We start from the raw sequence: 20,023 nt of genomic DNA, 5'->3' as shown, positions 1-20,023 counted from the left end.
ATGCTTTGGACTAAGGTCTTTCACCTATTATTCGTTACCTCATGGTTTGCGGGGCTGTTTTATTTGCCCCGCATCTATGTCAATTTAGCGCAATCTCATACCACTGAAACACACACGGTATTGCTCGGTATGGCGCAGCGACTTTATCGCTTTATGTTTCCACTCGCTGTACTCAGTGTAGTAAGTGGAGCAGCGCTATTTCTCTATTATGGTATTGGCCAAAACCAAGCTTGGATTCACGCCAAACTTTCGCTCGTATTTGTACTTATTCTGTACCACTGGTGGTGCGGACGCATACTCGAACAATTTAAGCAGAATCGCAATAAGCGCGACCATATTTACTATCGCTGGTTCAATGAAGTTCCAGTACTGTTACTTTTGCTGGTCTTGATTCTCGTCGTTTTAAAACCTTTTTAGCCTTCCTTATGTCAGAACAAGATAAACGCAAAACCTTATCGATTAGCAAACGCACTACGGCTAACACCGATAAGCCCGGCGAGCCACGCCTACGAAGCGGCGCACGCGCCAGAGCCGCGATGACTATGCAGCGGCTTCAACAACAGCCAGAAGCCAGCGAAGACGATAAGCGTACGCCTCGTGCAGGGAAAACCGCTTCGAAACGCTCCTCAAGTGAACCGGCTGCCCGTCACCCCAGAGGCAACAAGCAACAGGAATCGTCCTCTTCGCACGCTTCACGCTCACGCAGTCGACCCAATGCAAACCACGACACGCAAGACACCCCGCGTCCTGCACGCGCGCAGCGAGAACGTCGAGGAGCTCGTTTTGACAACCCCGACCGCCAATACCCAAAAAAAGAAAGCACACATAGCAATGCTCGTTTAAGCGAAATATTCAAAATATTTGCTCCGTGCCCGCAAGGTTTAGAGGAAGTGCTCAGTGCAGAGCTGCAAGCATTAGGTTATGAGAACGTAAAAATCGGACGTGGGGGTTGTCACTTTCAAGCCGATTGGTCTGGTGTGTTACGCATCAACCTTTACTCAAGAATTGCCACTCGTATTCTTGTACAAGTAGCCCACGCCCCCGTTCATCACGAGGACGATATTTTTGAGTTAGCCTACCAAACGCCTTGGGAGCGATGGTTCGGCGCGGAACAAACCCTAAGGGTAGACACCTCGGCCATACGTAGTCCGATGCAAAGCCTCCAGTTCTGCAACTTACGTGCCAAAGATGGTATTTGTGATCGTCTACGAGACCGTGAGGGTGAGCGTCCTAGCATCGATACCGTCAGGCCTGACGCCAGAGTCCATCTGTTTCTTGACGAGCAATCTGCAACACTCTATTTAGACACCAGTGGCGAGTCATTGTTTAAACGCGGTTGGCGTCACAACAAAGGGGAGGCGCCCCTCAGAGAGAACTTAGCGGCCGGTATTCTCGCCCTTTCAGACTGGGATCCCAATCAAGCGCTAATGGACCCCTTCTGTGGTAGCGGTACGATTTTGATCGAAGCAGCATGGATCGCGCTAGGCGCCCCTCCAGGGATCTGGCGCCCTTTTCACTTTGAGCGCTTACGAAATCACGACGATCGCATCTGGAAAGACATTAAAGCCGATGCTCGTTCACGCATTGCTACAGAGCTTGAGGTTCCACTGGTGGGCTACGATCTTGACCCTGCTGCCATTCAAGCCGCTAAAGCAAACCTTGATCGTTCGCATCTTAGTGAAAGCACCGTTCGCTTTGAAGTCGCCAACGCTGTTGATGTCATGCCCGTGGCAGAAACAGGCTGGATCGTCAGCAACCCACCTTACGGAGAGCGTTTGGCGGGTACAGACGATGCCTTCTGGCGAGACTGGTCTGCCCATTTAAAGCAGAACTACGCGGGTTGGAACGTCAACCTGATTACCAGCGACCTCGACTTACCCAGCTACATGCGTTTAAAACCCAAACGCCGCACCCCACTCTACAACGGTGCCTTAGACTGCCGATTGTTTTCCTTTGAAATGGTCAAAGCCGGTTATCGCAAAACATAACGTGCACGTTTAACCACAGTTTTTCAATGCGTTTCACTTGATAAAACAGAGGGTTAACCCTATAATAGGGTTAACCCTCAACTAACTATTTGGTGACGCTATGTGGAACCCTAACACTCAAACTTATTTAACTGACGAAATCGAGCGTAAACTCATTCAACACGCAATTGAAGAGCAAAATCGTCTACGTCCAGTACGTGCGCTAAAAAACCTTTTCTTGCGCATGTCTCGTAAAGTTTAAAACCGATTATCGGGTGGATTCTTTCAGGTAGGTACACTGATTGAGCCATTTTGCGGGATAATAAAGCGTTCTTGATCATTTCCTGCAAATTAAGATGTCCTCATCTGCCGTAAACGTTACTTCTGATTTTTCCTCACCCAGCCGTCGTCGCCGTTTTGCCTCGATGATGTACGAAAGTGTTTTGCTGTTTGGTGTTGTAGTACTCACCGCCCTCATTTTCGACGTCGCTACGAAAAGCTATCATGCACTCTATATGAGGCATACACGGCAGTTTGTTCTCTTTCTTGCCATCGGTCTTTATTTCATGTTGTGCTGGCGCCGTACAGGCCAAACGCTGCCCATGAAGACCTGGTACATGCGCATTGAAGCCCTTGATGGTACTAAACCCCATTATTTCAGGCTGCTACTGCGCTACTTATTGCTATGGCCTCTTCCATTAGCAAGCGCGTTAATCGTTCAATATTTATCCATACGCAGCGGTTATGCCTCGACTGACTTACTCGTGGTCGTGGCCCCCTTTAGTATTTTCATCTGGTCTTGGTTCGACAAAGACGGTTTGTTCATGCACGATCGTCTCGCTGGCACACGCCTTGTAGATCTTCAAGCTCGCGCCACCACGGCTAAGGCATAGGCGGCGACTGCTGCCCCTACCCAACGGCTAGCAGCTATTGCAAACAGCCCATTCGTCCCCATTTATTAGATATTCTTTTTATCGCTATTTGTACGTTTAGGCCCTTACATGACCGATCAATTAAAAAAATACCTGTTTGCTGATCACAGCACTCGCGCCCAAACGGTGTCGCTAGAGCAAGCTTGGCGCACAGGTTTGGCACACCAAACCTATCCGGAAAATGTGCAAAACCTGTTGGGCGAACTCGCCGCAGCAGCGGTATTACTAGCAGGAAACTTAAAATTCGACGGCTCACTGGTGCTTCAAATTCAAGGAGACGGACCGATCGCATTGCTTGTTGTTGAGTGCTCATCCGAACTGAATATTCGAGCCACTGTCACTCTTCGTGAGGGACAAAGTGTGGACGCAAACGAAGACTTTCAACAATTACTGAATGCCAACGGTAAAGGACGTTTTATTGTCGTTCTGGACCCCAACTCAACCGACTCCACACTACAACCTTACCAAGGTGTGGTGCCGTTGGAAGGCGACACCGTCGCTGACGTACTGGAAGACTACATGCGCAGCTCAGAGCAACTTGATACGAAAATCTGGTTGCAAGCGCGTAATGACAAAGCCGTCGGTTTACTCTTACAGAAACTACCCGGCAGTGGCGGAGAACAACCTCAGGTCGACACAGACGAAACGTGGGAACGCGCCAAACAGCTAGCCGCCACCATACAACCCGAGGAACTACTTTCGGTATCACCTGACACCCTGATTCACCGCCTATTTTGGGAAGAAGAGCTGATCGCTTTAGCGGGCGAACCCGTGCAATGGCACTGCCCCTGCACACGTGAGCGTGTAGCAAAAATGCTGAACATGTTAGGACGTGAAGAAATCGACAGCATTTTGTCCGAACGCGAAGTCATCAGCGTTTCGTGTAATTTTTGTGGCAAACCTTATGAGTTCGATGCGGTGGACTGCGCCAGCTTATTTCTTGAAAACCCTGATAACTTGCAAGATGGCGGCAATACCCTGCACTAACGTAAAACGTAGTTAGCACAGTGGATGAGTTTGGCTTTTTTAAGAACAACCCGTCTTAAAACACTACAAAATGGATGCTTCGGCATCCATTTTTGTTATCAAGAAAAGCCATGCACCCATGAAGAAAAAAAACGTAATTCATCCTCCCAGCTCCTGCAGTCAACAAGGGGCTAGCAGCACCGAATTTATGATCGCGGGCATCGTGATTCTATTCATCGCCTTAAGTGCTTACGACCTCATCCGGGCTCAAACACTACGACAGCTTTATCAAAATGCCTTGTTAGAAGGCGCTCGAGCCGCGGCCACCCACCATGTGGACCCAGCCCAAATACAAAAAAAAGTAAATGAAGCCATGCTGGTGTGGACAGTAAATAGCACAAATAACCCCAAAGAGCTGGCCCAACAGCAACGATACGATCGCTTTACCGCACGCTATCAACTACATCCTTGGAAAGTTTCTATTCTATCACCCAACGCCCAAAGCTTTACTCGGTATGCAGACCGCCGCGCACAACGTGAAGTTGGTACATCGCATCCGACGATTAACCAACACTATCAGTATGAGCATCATAAAGGTTTGCTAAAAATGGATCGCCCTTTCTCGTTTAGCGCCCAGCCAAGTCCGGCTGAACAACACAGCATTCTTGATGCCAACACCATTACTTTGCAAGGCGTTTATCTTTATGAACCTAGCTTCTTGCTTCTACGTAGTGTTATCGCTGCGGCATCTAAACTTAACATCGCCGAGAGCTATACACATCAAGCCTTAGCTAAGGGCCTAATCCCTTTGAAAGTGACGCTATCGGTGGCAGCACAAAGCCACCCTGTTCAGTGGCCAATAAAGCCCAATGAGGCCATACAGCGAGCTAACTCGTCTGAGGATGAGACGATGCTAAGCACGTATTAAGAACACGCAGTAAGGGTCGTCGCAAAAAGCAGGCAGTAATTTATAGCGTATAGAAAATTGCTATGGGCGTGGCGTTGTATTGCTGTTATCAGCAGGAAGGATTTGAACGAAGATTTCGTCTTCTTGAAACATGCCTAATTCAGAACGCGCTCGCTCTTCAATGGCCTGAGTGCCTGATTTTAAATCTTGTACTTCGGCAAGTAATGCATTATTACGCGCCTGTAAGGCCTCATTCGTTTCTTGTTGGCTATCAAGCCGCACTTGCAGTTCACGCACGCGTTCCCAACCACTTTTACCAAACCACAACGCGTATTGGGTTACGAGGTTCAGAACGATTAATAGCAGTAAAAGCAGGCGCATAGTCTCTGGCAAAAAAAGGCGACCTAAGTAAGGTCGCCTAGGAATCAATACTTAGCGCAGATTATAGAACGCATCGCGGCCTGGGTAGGTGGCAACTTCAGCTAATTCTTCTTCAATACGTAACAATTGATTGTACTTCGCCATGCGATCTGAACGGGACAAGGAGCCTGTTTTGATTTGCATTGCATTCGTGGCCACTGCGATGTCGGCAATGGTGGAGTCTTCGGTTTCGCCTGAACGGTGCGAAATAACAGAGGTATAACCATAACGCTTCGCCATTTCAATCGCGGCGAAAGTTTCAGTTAAGGTACCGATTTGATTGATTTTGATTAGGATAGAGTTAGCAATACCCTGATCAATACCTTGCTTAAGAATTTCAGTGTTGGTCACGAACAAGTCATCACCCACCAGCTGAACTTTTTTACCCAATTGATCGGTCAGGATTTTCCAGCCTTCCCAATCATCTTCAGCCATACCGTCTTCAATCGAAATGATGGGGTATTTATCACACCAGCTTTCAAGTAGATTGGTCAGGTCTTGGGCTGACAGGGAAACACCCTCGCCTGCTAAATGGTACTTTCCGTCACGGTAAAACTCAGAGCTAGCGCAATCCAGGCCTAACGCAATTTGAGAGCCTGCCTCGTAACCTGCTTCACCAATGGCTTGCAGAATTAACTGAATAGCCGCTTCGTGGTTAGCGACGTTAGGTGCAAAACCACCCTCATCACCAACGGCGGTAGACATGCCTTGCTTATCAATTAATTTTTTTAGCGCATGAAACACCTCGGCGCCCATACGCAAGGATTCGCGAAAACTTTTTGCGCCGATAGGAAGAATCATGAATTCTTGAATATCAAGCGTATTGTTGGCGTGAGCACCACCGTTAATCACGTTCATCATCGGCACAGGCATTTGCATTGCGCCACTGCCACCAAAGTAACGATATAGTGACAAGCCAGAGTCATCGGCCGCTGCACGCGCGACAGCCATACTGGCCGCCAACATCGCGTTCGCGCCCAAACGACTTTTATCGGCTGTACCGTCTAAGTCGATTAACGTACGGTCTACAAAAGTTTGTTCTTGTGCATCCAAGCCCATCAATGCTTCAGAAATTTCGGTGTTGAGGTTCTCAACAGCGCGAAGTACACCTTTACCTAGGTAACGAGCAGCGTCACCATCTCGTAGCTCTAGTGCTTCTCTTGCACCCGTCGAGGCACCTGAAGGTACGGATGCACGGCCCATGGCACCGGATTCAAGTAAAACGTCACATTCAATAGTTGGATTACCGCGCGAATCTAAGATTTCACGGCCGATAATGTCTACGATAGCACTCATGATTTTGGCAGTCCTGCTCTAGATAGCGATTAGGCTAGTGGAAAACGATCCGAAACGAAGGTATGAACACCTGTTTCGGCTACAACGACAAGTCCAGATTGTAACCTTTAGACTTCCCGCTCAACAAACATTGTGAGTAAAAGCGCGAGGAAACACAAGGTACCCGCCGACCAGCAAAAGACTCATTCTTGAAAATTAGCGGGTAATTCACCATTTTTAAGAGAAAAACCGCGATTTTAAGTAGAAAGTATGCGGTGAAAGTACCAAAAGTACACTTAGGCACTAACAGCCGCACACATCATTTACTGGTGTCCGTCAGATTTATAAACCTTGCACCACATACATGGTCATCTCAGCAGCACCCTCACGCTTCTGGCGTGCAGCCACGTACTCGGGGGAAGCATGAAAGGCTTCGGCTGCCTCAAGCGTATCAAATTCCATAATAACGGTACGAGTGGGTGCATTGCCTTCCAACGTACGCGTTTCACCACCGCGCGCTAAAACACGCACACCATGCGTTTTTTGTGCATGAGTAGAGAGTTCTTGATATTGCTTATATTGCTCTGGGTTTGACACTGCAACATTTGCGATTAAATAGGCGGCCATATATTCTCCGTTATTTCCAATTCAAATTAAGTACGTTATTACTTTTCACCACATTATCCAGCTCTTTTAATGAGCGAAGTAATGCGGGCATATGCTGCAGTGGCACTGCATTCGGTCCATCCGACATGGCTTTAGCGGGATCAGGGTGTGTTTCCATGAACAAACCTGATATGCCCACCGCCACAGCCGCGCGCGCTAAGACAGGAACAAACTCGCTTTGCCCACCTGAGCTTGTCCCTTGCCCTCCTGGCAATTGCACAGAGTGGGTCGCATCGAACACCACTGGACACTCAGTTTCACGCATGATGGCCAAAGATCGCATGTCTGAAACCAAATTATTGTAACCAAACGATGCGCCGCGCTCACACACCATGATGGTGGAACCATCACCGCCTGCGTCTAAGGCTGCCGCACGAGCTTTTGAGACCACGTGAACCATATCGTGAGGCGCTAAAAACTGGCCTTTTTTAATATTGACCGGTTTTAGGCTGGCCGCACACGCTTGGATAAAATCGGTTTGTCTGCATAAAAAAGCGGGAGTTTGCAGTACATCAACAATCGCCGCCACATCGTCGATTTGTTCTTTCTCGTGCACATCGGTCAAGATTGGTACGCCTAGTTCTGCACGCACATCAGCCAGTATTTGAAGCCCTTCATACATGCCAGGCCCTCGATAGGAGCTACCCGAACTACGGTTGGCTTTATCGAATGAGCTTTTATAAATAAAGGGAATTCCCAGCTGCTCAGTTATCTCTTTAAGCGCACCGGCCGTGTCGAACGCCATTTGACGCGATTCGATCACGCACGGACCTGCGATCAGAAAAAAGGGCTGATCTAAACCCACATTAAAACCGCATAACTCCATAAGAGCATCCTTTTTAAGTAAGTGTAGCTGCCAAACCTCGCCGGCTATCACTATAAATTAGGCCTTGATTGTCAGCGTCACAATCAAGGCCTAAGTTCGACGCCTATCGACGATTTCCTAAACTTATTTCTGAAACTCCAAAGCAGCCTTGATGTAACCGATAAACAAAGGGTGACCATCACGTGGCGTGGAAGTGAACTCGGGGTGAAACTGCACACCCATGAACCAAGGATGCTCAGGCAGCTCCATGATTTCCGGCAAGTTTTCCGTTGGTGTGCGAGCACTAATCACCATGCCTGCCTCTTCCAAACGCGGCACATAAGCGTTGTTGACTTCGTAACGGTGACGATGTCTTTCGTTGACCGTGTCTCCGTAGATAGACGCTGCACGGGTATCCGGCTTCACAGGACAACTTTGTGCCCCTTTACGCATGGTGCCGCCTAAATCATCCGCAGCACTACGCGACTCGAGTTGGCCTTCACGGTCGTGCCATTCAGAGATCAATGCCACAACGGGATGAGCTGCAGAAGGATCAAACTCGGTGCTATTTGCGCCCCCCAAGCCTGCGACATTACGTGCGAACTCGACCACGGCCAATTGCATACCCAAACAAATACCTAAATAAGGCACTTGATTCTCGCGAGCGTAACGAATGGCCATAATTTTGCCTTCGGTACCGCGTTTTCCGAAACCACCAGGAACAAGAATAGCATCTAAGCCTTTCAGGCAGTCTGTGCCGTCATGCTCAATATCTTCCGAATCAATGTAGTGAATTTTTACTGCCGTACGGGTGTGGATTCCCGCATGAATTAACGCTTCACTCAGTGACTTATACGACTCGGTCAGCTCGACATACTTACCGACCATACCAATGGACACCTCGTGCTCTGGGTTCTCTAGGGCTTCAACCAAGCTATCCCACATGGACAAATCGGCTGGGGGTGGAGATAAAGCCAGTGCATCGCAAACCAGTTGATCCAAACCCTGCTTATGCAACATGGCTGGTATTTTGTAGATGGAGGTCTCGTCCCACACGGAAATTACGGCATCCAACTGCACGTTCGAAAACAACGAGATTTTTGCACGCTCGTCGGCAGGAACTTCGCGATCAGCACGACACAACAAGGCATCAGGATATAAGCCGATCTCACGCAGCTTCTGGACAGAATGCTGGGTGGGTTTGGTTTTAAGCTCGCCCGCAGAGGGAATAAAAGGCACTAAGGTCAAGTGCACTAACGCGGTGTTATTACGTCCTAAGCGTAGGCTCATTTGACGAATGGATTCGAGAAAAGGTAAGGACTCGATATCGCCAACCGTACCACCGATTTCAACAATCGCCACATCGGCTTCACCGTTATACGCCGCTTTAGCACCGCGCATAATGGAGTCTTGAATTTCATTCGTAATATGGGGAATGACCTGTACGGTTTTACCGAGATAATCACCACGACGCTCTTTACGCAGCACGGATTCGTAAATCTGACCTGTCGTAAAGTTATTCACCTTGCGCATACGAGTCGAAATGAATCGCTCGTAATGACCAAGATCAAGGTCAGTTTCGGCACCATCTTCGGTGACAAACACTTCGCCGTGTTGAAAGGGGCTCATGGTGCCTGGATCGACGTTGATATACGGATCAAGCTTGAGCATGGTGACGCGTAGGCCGCGGGATTCAAGTAGCGCAGCCAGTGACGCTGCAGCAATACCCTTACCCAGAGAGGAGACGACTCCTCCCGTTACAAATACGTATTTGGTGGTCATTTTGATACAAGCCCGACGATTAGATCGGGCTAGAGCTGGAAATTTGGATTATATAACGGCCAGTAGCAATCTTATGCATAGGGTGCAAACGATGCACCTGTTTTACAACACAAGCAGTACCAGTACGAGGTATTTTAGACTATGTGGGCGGTTCTATGTGTGAGCCACTGTAAAGCCTCTCCGCTCAGTAGCGGCGATAACTCGGCGCGCACTTTATCATGATAAGCATTTAACCAATCTTTCTCGATGGGTGTCAGCCATTCTGATAACACGCACCGCGTATCAATGGGGCAAAGCGTTAACGTTTCAAAGCTCAGAAAATGACCGAATGGTGTTTCTTCAGGTGCTTTAACAACAATGAGATTTTCGATACGAATACCCCACTGGCCATCTCGATACAGTCCCGGCTCGTTCGACGTAATCATCCCTGTTTGCATGGCGACACCCGGCCCGCCTCTTCCGCGCCATGAAATGGACTGAGGCCCCTCATGCACATTTAAGAAGTATCCTACGCCATGCCCTGTGCCATGACCGAACTCTAAGCCTTCTTCCCAAAGAGGTTGACGCGCTAAAACATCAAGTTGCTGGCCGGTAACACCTTGAGGAAAGCGAGCGCGAGACAACGCGATCATTCCCTTAAGCACCAGCGTGAAGTCACGTTTTTCTAACTCACTGGGGTTACCTACAGGTACCACTCGGGTGATGTCGGTGGTCCCCCCTAAATACTGCCCCCCTGAATCAATAAGCAGTAAGCCATCACCCCGAATCTCGCTATAAGATTCGGGCGTCGCTTGATAATGAGGCATGGCTCCATTAGGACCGTAAGCCGCAATGGTTCCAAAGCTGGGCGACACAAAATTAGGTTCTTTAGCACGCTCTTCGAGTAAACGCCGATCAACATCAAGTTCGGTAATCGTCTGCGTGTTTACCTTCGAGTCGAACCAAGAGAAAAATCGACACAATGCGGCACCATCCGACCGCATCGCGACACGAACGTGCTCGATCTCAGCATCGGTTTTTAACGCTTTCATCAACTGGCTCGGATTCGTAGCGCGGCATAAATTGACATGGGAAGCAGGTGCTACCACACCACTGGTCACGCGTTGCGGATCCACCAAAAGCGTAATTGCGCTGTCTAATTGAGCCAAATCGTCGGCAAGCGAAGCATAGCCACGCAAGCTGACCCCCTCTTTGCCTAAACGCTGCTGCAAATCAGGAGGTAGTTTGCTTAACTCTACATACAAACGAAGCTCGTCCTGCGAGATCAAGGCATGAGCAAGAAAAACGGGGTTGTAAGAAACATCAGCGCCCCGTAAATTAAATAGCCATGCAATATCATCGAGGCTAGATAGCAAGTGCCAGTCAGCACCTACATTGCGCATGGCGTCACGCACTTGACCCACGTTCTGAGCACGCTCGCGTTGCGCAAAAGGCGCGATATGCTCGTAAACCGGCTCATTCGGCAAGCCCGGGCGATCCGGCCATATTTGGGTCAGCAAATCGCAACTATCATCAATGGCATAACCCGCATCGCTTAACGCCAACCACTCGTCAAGCTGCGCCAGCGACATGACTTCGCCATCAAAGCTGATCACGCTGCCTGTTTTCAAATTTGCACGGACCCATTCAATGGGCGTAGCTACACCCTCTGCCCCCGCTTTCATAAGCGTAAAATCAGAACCATCCAGATCGGTTTGCGCCTGAACCCAGTACCGACTATCCGTCCATAAACCAGCGAAATCTTCGGTAATCAGCACACTACCTGCCGAGCCATGAAAACCACTGATCCAGGATCGCCCTTGCCAATGCTCAGGCAAGTACTCAGACAAATGAGGATCAGAGCTAGGGATATACAAAGCGGCGACTTGATCGGCGCGCATCACGTCACGAAGAGCTATTAAACGTTGGTTCATGGTTAGGCGTTGTGTGGCTGAATAATGAAAAGACAAGGGCGCATGCTTACGGCGATGCGCCCCCTAACTAGCGGTGAGGCTACGATTAAATTTGCTGAACGACCGCCGATACGTCTAAAGCGGCAGAGGTTTTCTGAATGACCTCATCAACACTGACACCAGGAGCCAGCTCAGTCAGCACCAAGCCGCTCTCACCCACTTCAAATACCCCTAAATCCGTGATGATAAGATCGACTACCCCGACTCCGGTTAATGGAAGCGTACACTCGGGTAACAACTTCAAATCTTCGCCACCCTCTTTACGTTTTGCGACATGATCCATTAGCACAACGACCCGCTCAACCCCTGCAACCAAATCCATGGCGCCGCCCATGCCCTTAACCATCTTGCCCGGAATCATCCAGTTAGCCAGATCACCGCGCTCGGACACTTGCATCGCACCTAAAATAGCCAAATTGATCTTGCCACCACGGATCATGCCAAATGAATCCGAGGACGAGAAAAAGGATGAGCCAGGTAAGGTCGTTACCGTTTGTTTTCCAGCGTTAATTAGGTCGGCATCAAGGTCTTGCTCTGTAGGGAAAGGGCCAATACCTAACAACCCATTTTCAGACTGCAACGATACCTCTACGCCCTCGGGTACATAGTTAGCCACCAACGTAGGCATCCCTATGCCTAAATTAACGTAAAAGCCGTCTCGTAGCTCACGCGCTGCGCGCGCTGCCATTTCATTTCTGTTCCAAGCCATGATGATACTTAGCCTCCTGTGGTACTACGTACTGTGCGCTGCTCTACGCGTTTTTCGGGGGTGGAATTCACAACGATACGGTGTACGAAGATACCCGGCAAATGGATATGATCAGGGTCAAGCTCACCGTTCTCTACGATTTCTTCCACTTCAACTATGGTGATTTTTCCAGCTTTCGCTACGTCCGGATTAAAATTTCGTGCCGTTTTTCTGAATATTAAGTTGCCACTTCGATCAGCAACTTGCGCTTTAACCAGTGACACGTCCGACACCAAAGCATGCTCAAGCACATAGTTCTTGCCATTAATTTCACGCACTTCTTTGCCATCCGCAACCACGGTGCCGACGCCCGTCGCCGTAAAGAAAGCGGGAATACCAGAACCACCCGCCCGTAATTTTTCGGCAAGGGTGCCTTGGGGCGTAAACTCGAGCTCAAGCTCTCCGGCTAGAAATTGCCGCTCAAACTCTTTATTCTCGCCCACATAAGAAGAAATCATTTTCTTTACTTGGCGAGTTTCCAATAGTTGGCCTAAACCAAAGCCATCAACACCGGCATTGTTGCTAATGCACGTTAGTTCGCCCACACCGGCATCACGCAACGCAGCAATCAGCATTTCAGGGATACCGCACAAGCCAAAACCGCCAACAGCGATCGTTTGCCCATCGGCCACGACCCCAGCAAGCGCTTCGGCTGCGCTTGAATACACTTTGTTCATGCCACATTCCTTAAAAATGATTGGATGCTATGCCTTAGGAATTTATAAACACCTATCGAACAAATGAGAAGACTTAGCAAAGCGCTTCTCGTTGCACGATGACTAACGTAATAAATCCGACGCTTAAAGCCGTTTAGCTTCAACGGACTCATCATAGTATAGCGATTTGTATTGACCGAACCCCCTTTCAAACAAAGGTGTAACTTGGAGAGGTTTCTCCATCCTCTTCATCCTGCTCTACAATGAGTTTATTCTAATCCTGATTGTGCCACTGCCACCACGAACGGTTAGCCGGCCATAATAAATTTTATACGGAGAGCACTACGCATGTCTGAACGCGAATCGATGGAATACGACGTTCTTGTCGTTGGCGGAGGTCCCGCAGGCTTAGCTGCCGCTATTCGGCTAAAGCAGCAAGCTATCCAGAACGATCAAGAAATTAGCGTTTGTGTACTTGAAAAAGGTGCGGAAATTGGCGCTCACACCCTTTCCGGTGCGGTGATGGACCCACGAGCACTGAGCGAGCTCATACCCGACTGGAAAGAAAAAGGGGCTCCGGTGCAGGTAGAGGTTAACGAAGACCGTTTTTTATTCCTCAGCGAGAAATCCTCTCAACGCACGCCATCGTGGATGCTTCCCAACTGTTTTAAAAACGACGGTAACTATATCGTGCGCTTAGGCGAGTTATCGAAATGGCTTGGCGACTATGCAGAAGGTCTTGGCGTGGATATCTTCCCCGGCTTTGCCGCTGCTAGCCTTCTATATACAGAAAGCGGCGCCGTACGCGGTGTGGTCACTGGTGATATGGGCGTAATGCGCGATGGTAGCCGAAGCGCTAACTACCAGCCGGGAATGGAGTTGTTGGCGAAGTACACATTATTCGCTGAAGGCTCACGCGGACACTTAGGTCGCGAACTGATCAGTAATTACCAACTGGACGCCGACCGAAATGCCCAAAGCTATGGCATTGGTATCAAAGAAATGTGGGAGGTCGACCCTTCGCGCTCGCAACCCGGCTTAGTACTGCACTCGGCAGGGTGGCCCCTTGATGCCGACACCTACGGAGGAGCCTTTCTCTACCACTTAGATAACAACATGGTCGTTGTAGGCTTGATCGTTGGTCTGGATTACGCAAACCCCTGGATTTCTCCTTTCGACGAGTTTCAACGTTATAAAACTCATCCGCATATCAGCCCCACCTTCGAAGGCGCTAAACGCGTTGCCTACGGGGCTCGTTCGCTCACAGCGGGTGGCTTATTATCGTTACCTAAATTTGTTTTCCCCGGCGGTGCCTTATTGGGTTGCGAGGCTGGCTTTCTCAATAGCGCCCGTATTAAAGGTAGTCATGCAGCGATAAAAAGCGGGTTAATGGCTGCTGACGCCGTTATCGAGGCCCTTACTGCCGCTAGACAGCACGACGAGCTTCACGCCTACACGCACGCCTTTGAACAATCATGGCTCTTCGACGAACTCAATCAGGCTCGCAACTTCAAGCAATGGTTTAAAAAAGGCAGAACCGTAGGCACCTTAATGACAGGCATTGAGCAACTTGTACTGCGTGGAAAAATGCCTTGGTCATTAAAAAACAAAAAGGCTGATCACAATAGTTTGCAGCCAGCGGCGGAGTGCTCGCCCATACATTACCCAAAACCCGATGGCGTATTAACGTTTGATAAGCTCAGCTCGGTTTTTATTTCCAACACCAACCATGAAGAAGATCAACCGGTACACCTAACGTTGGTCAACCCAAGCATTCCTGTGACCGTTAATCTTGCCAAGTATGCGGGGCCCGAAGCGCGTTATTGCCCTGCAGGGGTTTACGAGTTTGTGAAAGACGATAGTGGGGCTGATCAGCTGCAAATTAATGCGCAAAACTGCGTGCACTGTAAAACCTGTGATATCAAAGACCCTAAACAGAACATTGTTTGGGTTCCCCCGCAAGGCGGCGAAGGCCCCGTTTATAACGGTATGTAAAAAAAGGGCTGCATAGCCCTTTTTTACACTAGCCACTTAACGCTGGACGTCGACTGGGTAGATTAACCACGACCAAACCCATCACGACCATCGCTACCCCGATTAAATCTAAGGTGGTTGGTTGTTCTCTAAGCAATAACCACGCTAGTAATATCGCTAATACCGGCACACCTAAGCTGGACATACTGACCACCGGCGTTGAGACACGCTGAATCACAGCCAACCACATCAACCACCCTAAGCCAGAGGCCAACACAGACATGTAAAGCAACCCCACATATAAGGTAGGGACCCAAACGGTTTCTCGCTGAGGAACGAAGTAGGCCAACGGCACAGTAATAATCGCCCCCATCAACAACTGCCACACAGTCAGGTTCAATACATTGGGCTTATGCCTATCAAACAGTATTTTTGACAATACTAGACCAAAACCTCCGCTTGCCCCTGAGGCCAATCCCAGCAGAGACGCCCCCACATTATCGAGATGACTCCAGGGTCTTAACACCAACATTAGCCCCAATAGACCAAAGCCCAAAGCGATCCACTGCTTCACATTGGGGCGCGACTTTAATAAGATCCACGAAAATAAAACCGCCCAGAAAGGCATCGTGTACGCTAGCAATACAACATGGCCCGCCCCACTTTGAATCAAAGCGAATTGAGACAGCACTTGAAATGCCACCGTTTGAAAAACAGCAATACCAAAAGAAAGCAGCAAAGGCGGCATAACAAATGGAATGCGTTGATAACGTTGCACCAAAAATAAAAAAGCAAAAGCAATAACGTAGCGATAAGCCACTAAATCGATAGGTCCAATATAATTGACCATCGTCTTCATGACGATCCAACTAAAACTCCAAAAAGCGATCGTGGCACACATTAATGCCAGCGCGCCCTGCTCAGCTGTCTTACTCAAAAACTTCCCCAGAAAACGATGTATCTACAGCCCGCCATCTGGGCGATACGCTTAATAAACATCATGATTTGAACAATTTAGGTTGCCCGCTGTTTTTGCTCCATCGCACGATAAAAATCAATGCGAGACAACACCAGTAAACCGGCCACAAAAAACAAACTGGTAAAACTCAACGCCAAGCGATGATTACCATCCGTTAGCCAACTAACCAACCCATAACAAAGCGGCCCGACAACGGCGGCTAACTGAATAGCGAAGGTCCATAGCGCATAAAACTCGCCCAAACGCTTGGCAGGAGCAAAAGCGCCCACCATAGCGCGTCCGGCACTTTGACTGCTGCCTATACATACGCCAGCTACACCCGCAGAGAGCCAAAATTGTGTGCTACTTTGCGCCGTCGCGGCTAAAGCCACCATTACCAACCAGCCGACTAAGGTAATCGCTAACGCCAGTTTATGTCCGACACGATCTTGTACAGACCCAAAAACCATCGCCCCTATTGCCGCGGCGATATTCACCGTAAACACCAACAACATGGTCTGACTCATGGAAAAACCCATGGCCTGCGTTGCATACACCGACGATAAGGTAATAACGACAGCGATACCCGCCTGATAGAAAGCACCGCAAATTAATAACTTACGTAAATCCGGAAAATGATCACGCGTTTCACCCCACGCCAACGCCAGTCGTGTCAGCATCCCTACCGACGGACGCTGACTGGCAGGCGAACGTTCTTTTAACCAGAGAAAAGAAGGAATGGCCGCCAGCAAAAACACCACTGCAGCAATGGCAATCACCCAAGGTACATATTGTTCAGCGGAAGCGCCTGCAGCCTCTCCTTGCGTCACTACGAACAAGGCAATACCCAACGTCAGCATTCCGCCAAAATAGCCAAACCCCCAGCCCCACCCCGACACTCTACCCAGTGCCTCTTGTTTGGCAAGTTCGGGTAAAAACGCGCCGATGATCGACTCGCCGACGCAGTAAAAATAGTTTGAAAGCACAATAAAACCAAGGGCCCACCATACATCTCCGCCCACCGAACGAGATAGGAACAGGGTCGCCACCACGCACCCTAAGGTAGAGCTGAACAGCAAGCGCCGTTTCTGGGCGCGTGCATCGGCCTTAGCGCCCAACGCCGGCATTGTCAGCATCACCATCAGATATGAGAGGGACAAGGCCATTGTTAAGGCTAAAGTCCCCCACGACTCGCCCGCTGCCACCACGCCAACAAAGTAAGCGCTGAACACCGTGGTTAATACCACGGTGGTATAGCCAGAGTTAGCGAAATCATACATAGCCCAAGCCCACAGCTCGCGAAGGGATACATCGTTTTGTAACGCGGCGCGAAAGCGTAATCTTGGTTTGGAATACGTGGACATGAGACCTTTAAATTCGTGATGAACGACGCTAAATCATACGTTAAAACCGGCATTTCCATTTAACGTCGATGTAATAGGAGCGTTATCGTCGTGATTTACATATTAAACTGGGCTTTGAGGTTTACGAGATAGGTTTCCTTAGGTAAACTCGGTCACTGAATATTGTTCAATTTGCACATCTTGACGTTCTCGAACCGTACTTCTCTTTAAATCAGCTAATTTGTTTTATCTACACGTAAAAACAATAGGCTTATTGCAATCCTTAAAACGTCATGCAGGCCATAACAGTAGCTTAAAACACCATGCCACCACACCTACGGTTTTACCAGCGCTTAACCTCTGCATTTTCAGCATCCCTCGTTATACGTCTCGCCCCTCTGTGCGGCGCACTGGTATTAACAGGTTGTGCTTCCACCGGCTCTAATAACGATTACGCGGCGCTTGACGATCTGTTCTCTGATCTCAGTAGCGACTATAGCTACCGTACGCAATCGGATCCCCTCGGCTCCTACTTAGCAAACCGTGCTCAGGGCGACATTCGAATATCTTATGGCTCAGACCGACACAATCAATCCGCAGAAGCCGGCCAAGAAGTTGTAAGCACGGCCTTATCATTTTTAGGTGTTAATTATCGATTTGGCGGTGAAAGCCCCAACACAGGGTTTGATTGCAGTGGCTTGGTTAGTTATGTCGCAGAAAAGTCGTTAGGGTTAAAACTGCCGCGTCAGTCAGCTCAGATGGCATCCTTTGGCGAGTCGGTAAAGCGTAATCAACTGGAAGAAGGCGATTTGGTGTTTTTCAATACCCGCGGCGCTCGTTTCTCGCACGTGGGAATCTATCTTGGCGACAATAAATTTGTTCATGCTCCCCGTACAGGCGCCGTAGTGCGCGTTGAAGACATGACCGTATCCTACTGGAAAAGCCGCTATAACGGTGCCAGACGTATCGTCGCAGCGAAATAACAAACTTAGCGGAAGTACCCAAGCTGCACCCAACGTACTTCTAATGATTAAAGCCCAGTGTTAATGCCTTAACACTGGGCTTTTTTCTTACTGATCATTATGTCTGTCTCGCTTACTGCAGGGTTACCGTTTTTTCTGCTTTCTTGCTGTATGGACAAACCTCACAAAAACCCTCTTGCGCTAGCGCCTGCTTAATGCTGCACACAGACCTTCTGCAGGCTAGCACTCGCACACCGGAACGCTGCGCAGCTGACCTAAAGGTCTTCATCACGTTATGCCCTAAAAAATCTGTTAACAAGATCAACAGTTCTGTACCGGAAGGTAGCTGTAACGATTTTTTTTGGTGCGAGGGGTCGCGACCGCTAATGTGCTGCTTCACTTTAATATTATGTAAATCAAGCAATGCTGGAATATTGCCTAACCTATCTGCCCCAACGATAATTGCACGCACTTGCTGTGACATATTCACTCCAATAGAAGATTAATGCCTAAACGATAATCATTCTCATTAGTATTGTCAAATTAATTTAGATATCCAGCAAGTTTGTCAGGTTAACGACAACGTTTTCACCATTAAAACACTACAACGCAAGCACCTTAAGCACAAAAATGGCGACCTAACAGCCGCCATTCTCTTCTTAAAAACGCTAGTGCCTGTTAATTTGGAGCAATGCCATCTTCTATGGCTTTCTCTACGACGTCTCGAGTTAGCTCTGACGCCAACATTTCAAGCAAGACATAAACATAGTCACGCAAGAAAGTACCTTGCTTAATGGCGACTCGGGTCATATGCAGACCAAACAAATGTCCTGCATCTAAACCCACTAAACCCTTGTCGCGTCGCGGATCAAACGCAACACCGGCAATGATTCCAATACCCAGACCCACATCCACGTAGGTTTTGATGACGTCAGCATCAATAGCCTCAAGCACGATATCGGGTACTACCCCGGCCCTCTCAAACGCCTCATCAATAGAGCGACGACCAGAAAAGGCCTTATCGTAAGTAACAATAGGATATTCAGCGATTTGCGCTAAGCTAATATTGCGTGCGGCCTGCGTTTGCAGTTGCGCTAGAGGGTGATCAGGGTGCACCACAATGGTGTGTTGCCATTCAAGCACCGGTAATGCCACCAAGCCCGGGGTTTCTGCCAAGGTCTCTGTAGCAATCGCTACGTCAGCTTGCTCGTGCAAAACCATTTGCGCTAGGTGGGGCGGGTTACCTTCAGCCAACGACATATGCACTTTAGGAAAGCGTTTACGGAATTCAGGAATAACTTTGGGTAATAAATAGCGTGCCTGAGCATGCGTACACGCAATCACCAACGCACCCTCATCATTCTTCGCAAAGTCATCACTGACCCGCTTTAAATTATCAACCTCTCGCATGATGCGGTTGATCACCTCAGCCACTGCGACCCCTGGACGAGTTAAACCTTTGATCCGTTTACCATGACGTTCAAAGATCTTAATGCCCAGCTCGTCCTCCAATTCGATAATCGCTTTCGATACGCCAGGTTGTGACGTATATAGCGAGCGAGCGGCGTCCGTAAGGTTAAAGTTGCGACGAATGGTTTCGCGCACAAAACGAAATTGCTGAAGATTCATATGTATATAGCCCCTGTTGTCTCTCAATTATAGGTAATAAGAGACAGCCTTTATATTCTATTTGAGTATATGCATAGAAAG

The 20,023-nt window shown here is 48.9% G+C and carries 20 protein-coding genes; 8 read left to right on the top strand and 12 right to left on the bottom strand.

All coding sequences use genetic code 11. The features are described from left to right. The 6 genes from AC2UZI_RS05845 to AC2UZI_RS05820 all read left to right on the top strand — a co-directional run bounded on the left by AC2UZI_RS05845 (position 1) and on the right by AC2UZI_RS05820 (position 4,793). Positions 1-417, top strand: coding sequence for a CopD family protein (locus AC2UZI_RS05845; protein WP_486942872.1), 417 nt, complete (start codon positions 1-3; stop codon positions 415-417). 8 nt (positions 418-425) lie between these two features. Next, complete coding sequence (locus AC2UZI_RS05840) at positions 426-1,988, top strand: THUMP domain-containing class I SAM-dependent RNA methyltransferase (RefSeq protein ID WP_486942871.1); 1,563 nt, start codon at positions 426-428, stop codon at positions 1,986-1,988. A gap of 100 nt (positions 1,989-2,088) precedes the next feature. Then, on the top strand, positions 2,089-2,229 hold the full coding sequence (locus AC2UZI_RS05835; RefSeq protein WP_486942870.1) for a hypothetical protein: 141 nt from the start codon (positions 2,089-2,091) through the stop codon (positions 2,227-2,229). A gap of 94 nt (positions 2,230-2,323) precedes the next feature. Continuing rightward, positions 2,324-2,860, top strand: a complete 537-nt coding sequence (locus AC2UZI_RS05830; RefSeq protein ID WP_486942869.1) for an RDD family protein — start codon at positions 2,324-2,326, stop codon at positions 2,858-2,860. A gap of 108 nt (positions 2,861-2,968) precedes the next feature. After that, positions 2,969-3,886 (top strand): Hsp33 family molecular chaperone HslO, encoded by a 918-nt coding sequence (gene hslO, locus AC2UZI_RS05825; protein WP_486942868.1) that lies wholly within the window; start codon positions 2,969-2,971, stop codon positions 3,884-3,886. Positions 3,887-4,004: 118 nt separating this feature from the next. Continuing rightward, positions 4,005-4,793: a TadE/TadG family type IV pilus assembly protein gene (locus AC2UZI_RS05820; protein ID WP_486942867.1), complete on the top strand. Its 789-nt coding sequence runs from the start codon at positions 4,005-4,007 to the stop codon at positions 4,791-4,793. Between the two features lie 60 nt (positions 4,794-4,853). Here AC2UZI_RS05820 and ftsB read toward each other — a convergent pair whose 3' ends face one another. The 8 genes from ftsB to AC2UZI_RS05780 all read right to left on the bottom strand — a co-directional run bounded on the left by ftsB (position 4,854) and on the right by AC2UZI_RS05780 (position 13,097). Beyond that, the gene (ftsB, locus tag AC2UZI_RS05815; protein ID WP_486942866.1) at positions 4,854-5,153 is read right to left on the bottom strand and encodes a cell division protein FtsB; all 300 of its coding nucleotides are present in this window, start codon (positions 5,151-5,153) and stop codon (positions 4,854-4,856) included. Between the two features lie 51 nt (positions 5,154-5,204). After that, positions 5,205-6,488, bottom strand: a complete 1,284-nt coding sequence (gene eno, locus AC2UZI_RS05810) for a phosphopyruvate hydratase (protein ID WP_486942865.1) — start codon at positions 6,486-6,488, stop codon at positions 5,205-5,207. 321 nt (positions 6,489-6,809) lie between these two features. Further along, the gene (locus AC2UZI_RS05805; RefSeq protein ID WP_486942864.1) at positions 6,810-7,094 is read right to left on the bottom strand and encodes a DUF1330 domain-containing protein; all 285 of its coding nucleotides are present in this window, start codon (positions 7,092-7,094) and stop codon (positions 6,810-6,812) included. A gap of 10 nt (positions 7,095-7,104) precedes the next feature. Then, positions 7,105-7,959: a 3-deoxy-8-phosphooctulonate synthase gene (gene kdsA / locus AC2UZI_RS05800; RefSeq protein WP_486942863.1), complete on the bottom strand. Its 855-nt coding sequence runs from the start codon at positions 7,957-7,959 to the stop codon at positions 7,105-7,107. Positions 7,960-8,082: 123 nt separating this feature from the next. Beyond that, entirely contained in the window at positions 8,083-9,720 is a 1,638-nt protein-coding gene (gene pyrG / locus AC2UZI_RS05795) for a CTP synthase (RefSeq protein WP_486942862.1), read from the bottom strand. A gap of 134 nt (positions 9,721-9,854) precedes the next feature. Continuing rightward, positions 9,855-11,633: a M24 family metallopeptidase gene (locus AC2UZI_RS05790; protein WP_486942861.1), complete on the bottom strand. Its 1,779-nt coding sequence runs from the start codon at positions 11,631-11,633 to the stop codon at positions 9,855-9,857. 85 nt (positions 11,634-11,718) lie between these two features. Then, positions 11,719-12,381 (bottom strand): 3-oxoacid CoA-transferase subunit B, encoded by a 663-nt coding sequence (locus AC2UZI_RS05785; protein WP_486942860.1) that lies wholly within the window; start codon positions 12,379-12,381, stop codon positions 11,719-11,721. Positions 12,382-12,389: 8 nt separating this feature from the next. Continuing rightward, positions 12,390-13,097, bottom strand: coding sequence for a CoA transferase subunit A (locus AC2UZI_RS05780; RefSeq protein WP_486942859.1), 708 nt, complete (start codon positions 13,095-13,097; stop codon positions 12,390-12,392). Positions 13,098-13,424: 327 nt separating this feature from the next. Between AC2UZI_RS05780 and AC2UZI_RS05775 the strand changes: the two genes are divergently transcribed. Then, positions 13,425-15,071: an electron transfer flavoprotein-ubiquinone oxidoreductase gene (locus tag AC2UZI_RS05775; RefSeq protein ID WP_486942858.1), complete on the top strand. Its 1,647-nt coding sequence runs from the start codon at positions 13,425-13,427 to the stop codon at positions 15,069-15,071. Between the two features lie 28 nt (positions 15,072-15,099). Here the strand turns inward: AC2UZI_RS05775 and AC2UZI_RS05770 are convergent, their stop codons facing one another. Further along, positions 15,100-15,987: a DMT family transporter gene (locus AC2UZI_RS05770; RefSeq protein WP_486942857.1), complete on the bottom strand. Its 888-nt coding sequence runs from the start codon at positions 15,985-15,987 to the stop codon at positions 15,100-15,102. A gap of 77 nt (positions 15,988-16,064) precedes the next feature. Beyond that, positions 16,065-17,372 carry an MFS transporter gene (locus AC2UZI_RS05765; RefSeq protein WP_486942856.1) on the bottom strand — a complete coding sequence of 436 codons (1,308 nt, stop codon included), beginning with the start codon at positions 17,370-17,372 and terminating at the stop codon, positions 16,065-16,067. A gap of 536 nt (positions 17,373-17,908) precedes the next feature. On the opposite strand from AC2UZI_RS05765, the gene AC2UZI_RS05760 reads away from it, so the two are divergent. Then, positions 17,909-18,334: a C40 family peptidase gene (locus tag AC2UZI_RS05760; RefSeq protein ID WP_486943724.1), complete on the top strand. Its 426-nt coding sequence runs from the start codon at positions 17,909-17,911 to the stop codon at positions 18,332-18,334. 112 nt (positions 18,335-18,446) lie between these two features. Here the strand turns inward: AC2UZI_RS05760 and AC2UZI_RS05755 are convergent, their stop codons facing one another. Continuing rightward, positions 18,447-18,797, bottom strand: a complete 351-nt coding sequence (locus AC2UZI_RS05755; protein ID WP_486942855.1) for a DUF2325 domain-containing protein — start codon at positions 18,795-18,797, stop codon at positions 18,447-18,449. 194 nt (positions 18,798-18,991) lie between these two features. Next, positions 18,992-19,942, bottom strand: a complete 951-nt coding sequence (locus AC2UZI_RS05750; RefSeq protein ID WP_486942854.1) for a CysB family HTH-type transcriptional regulator — start codon at positions 19,940-19,942, stop codon at positions 18,992-18,994. Positions 19,943-20,023 lie beyond the last annotated feature (81 nt).

The organism is Paenalcaligenes sp. DL 463 (genome assembly GCF_057475185.1).
The sequence above is the reverse complement of the archived record's forward strand: the minus strand, read 5'-3'. Positions and strand labels throughout refer to the sequence as shown.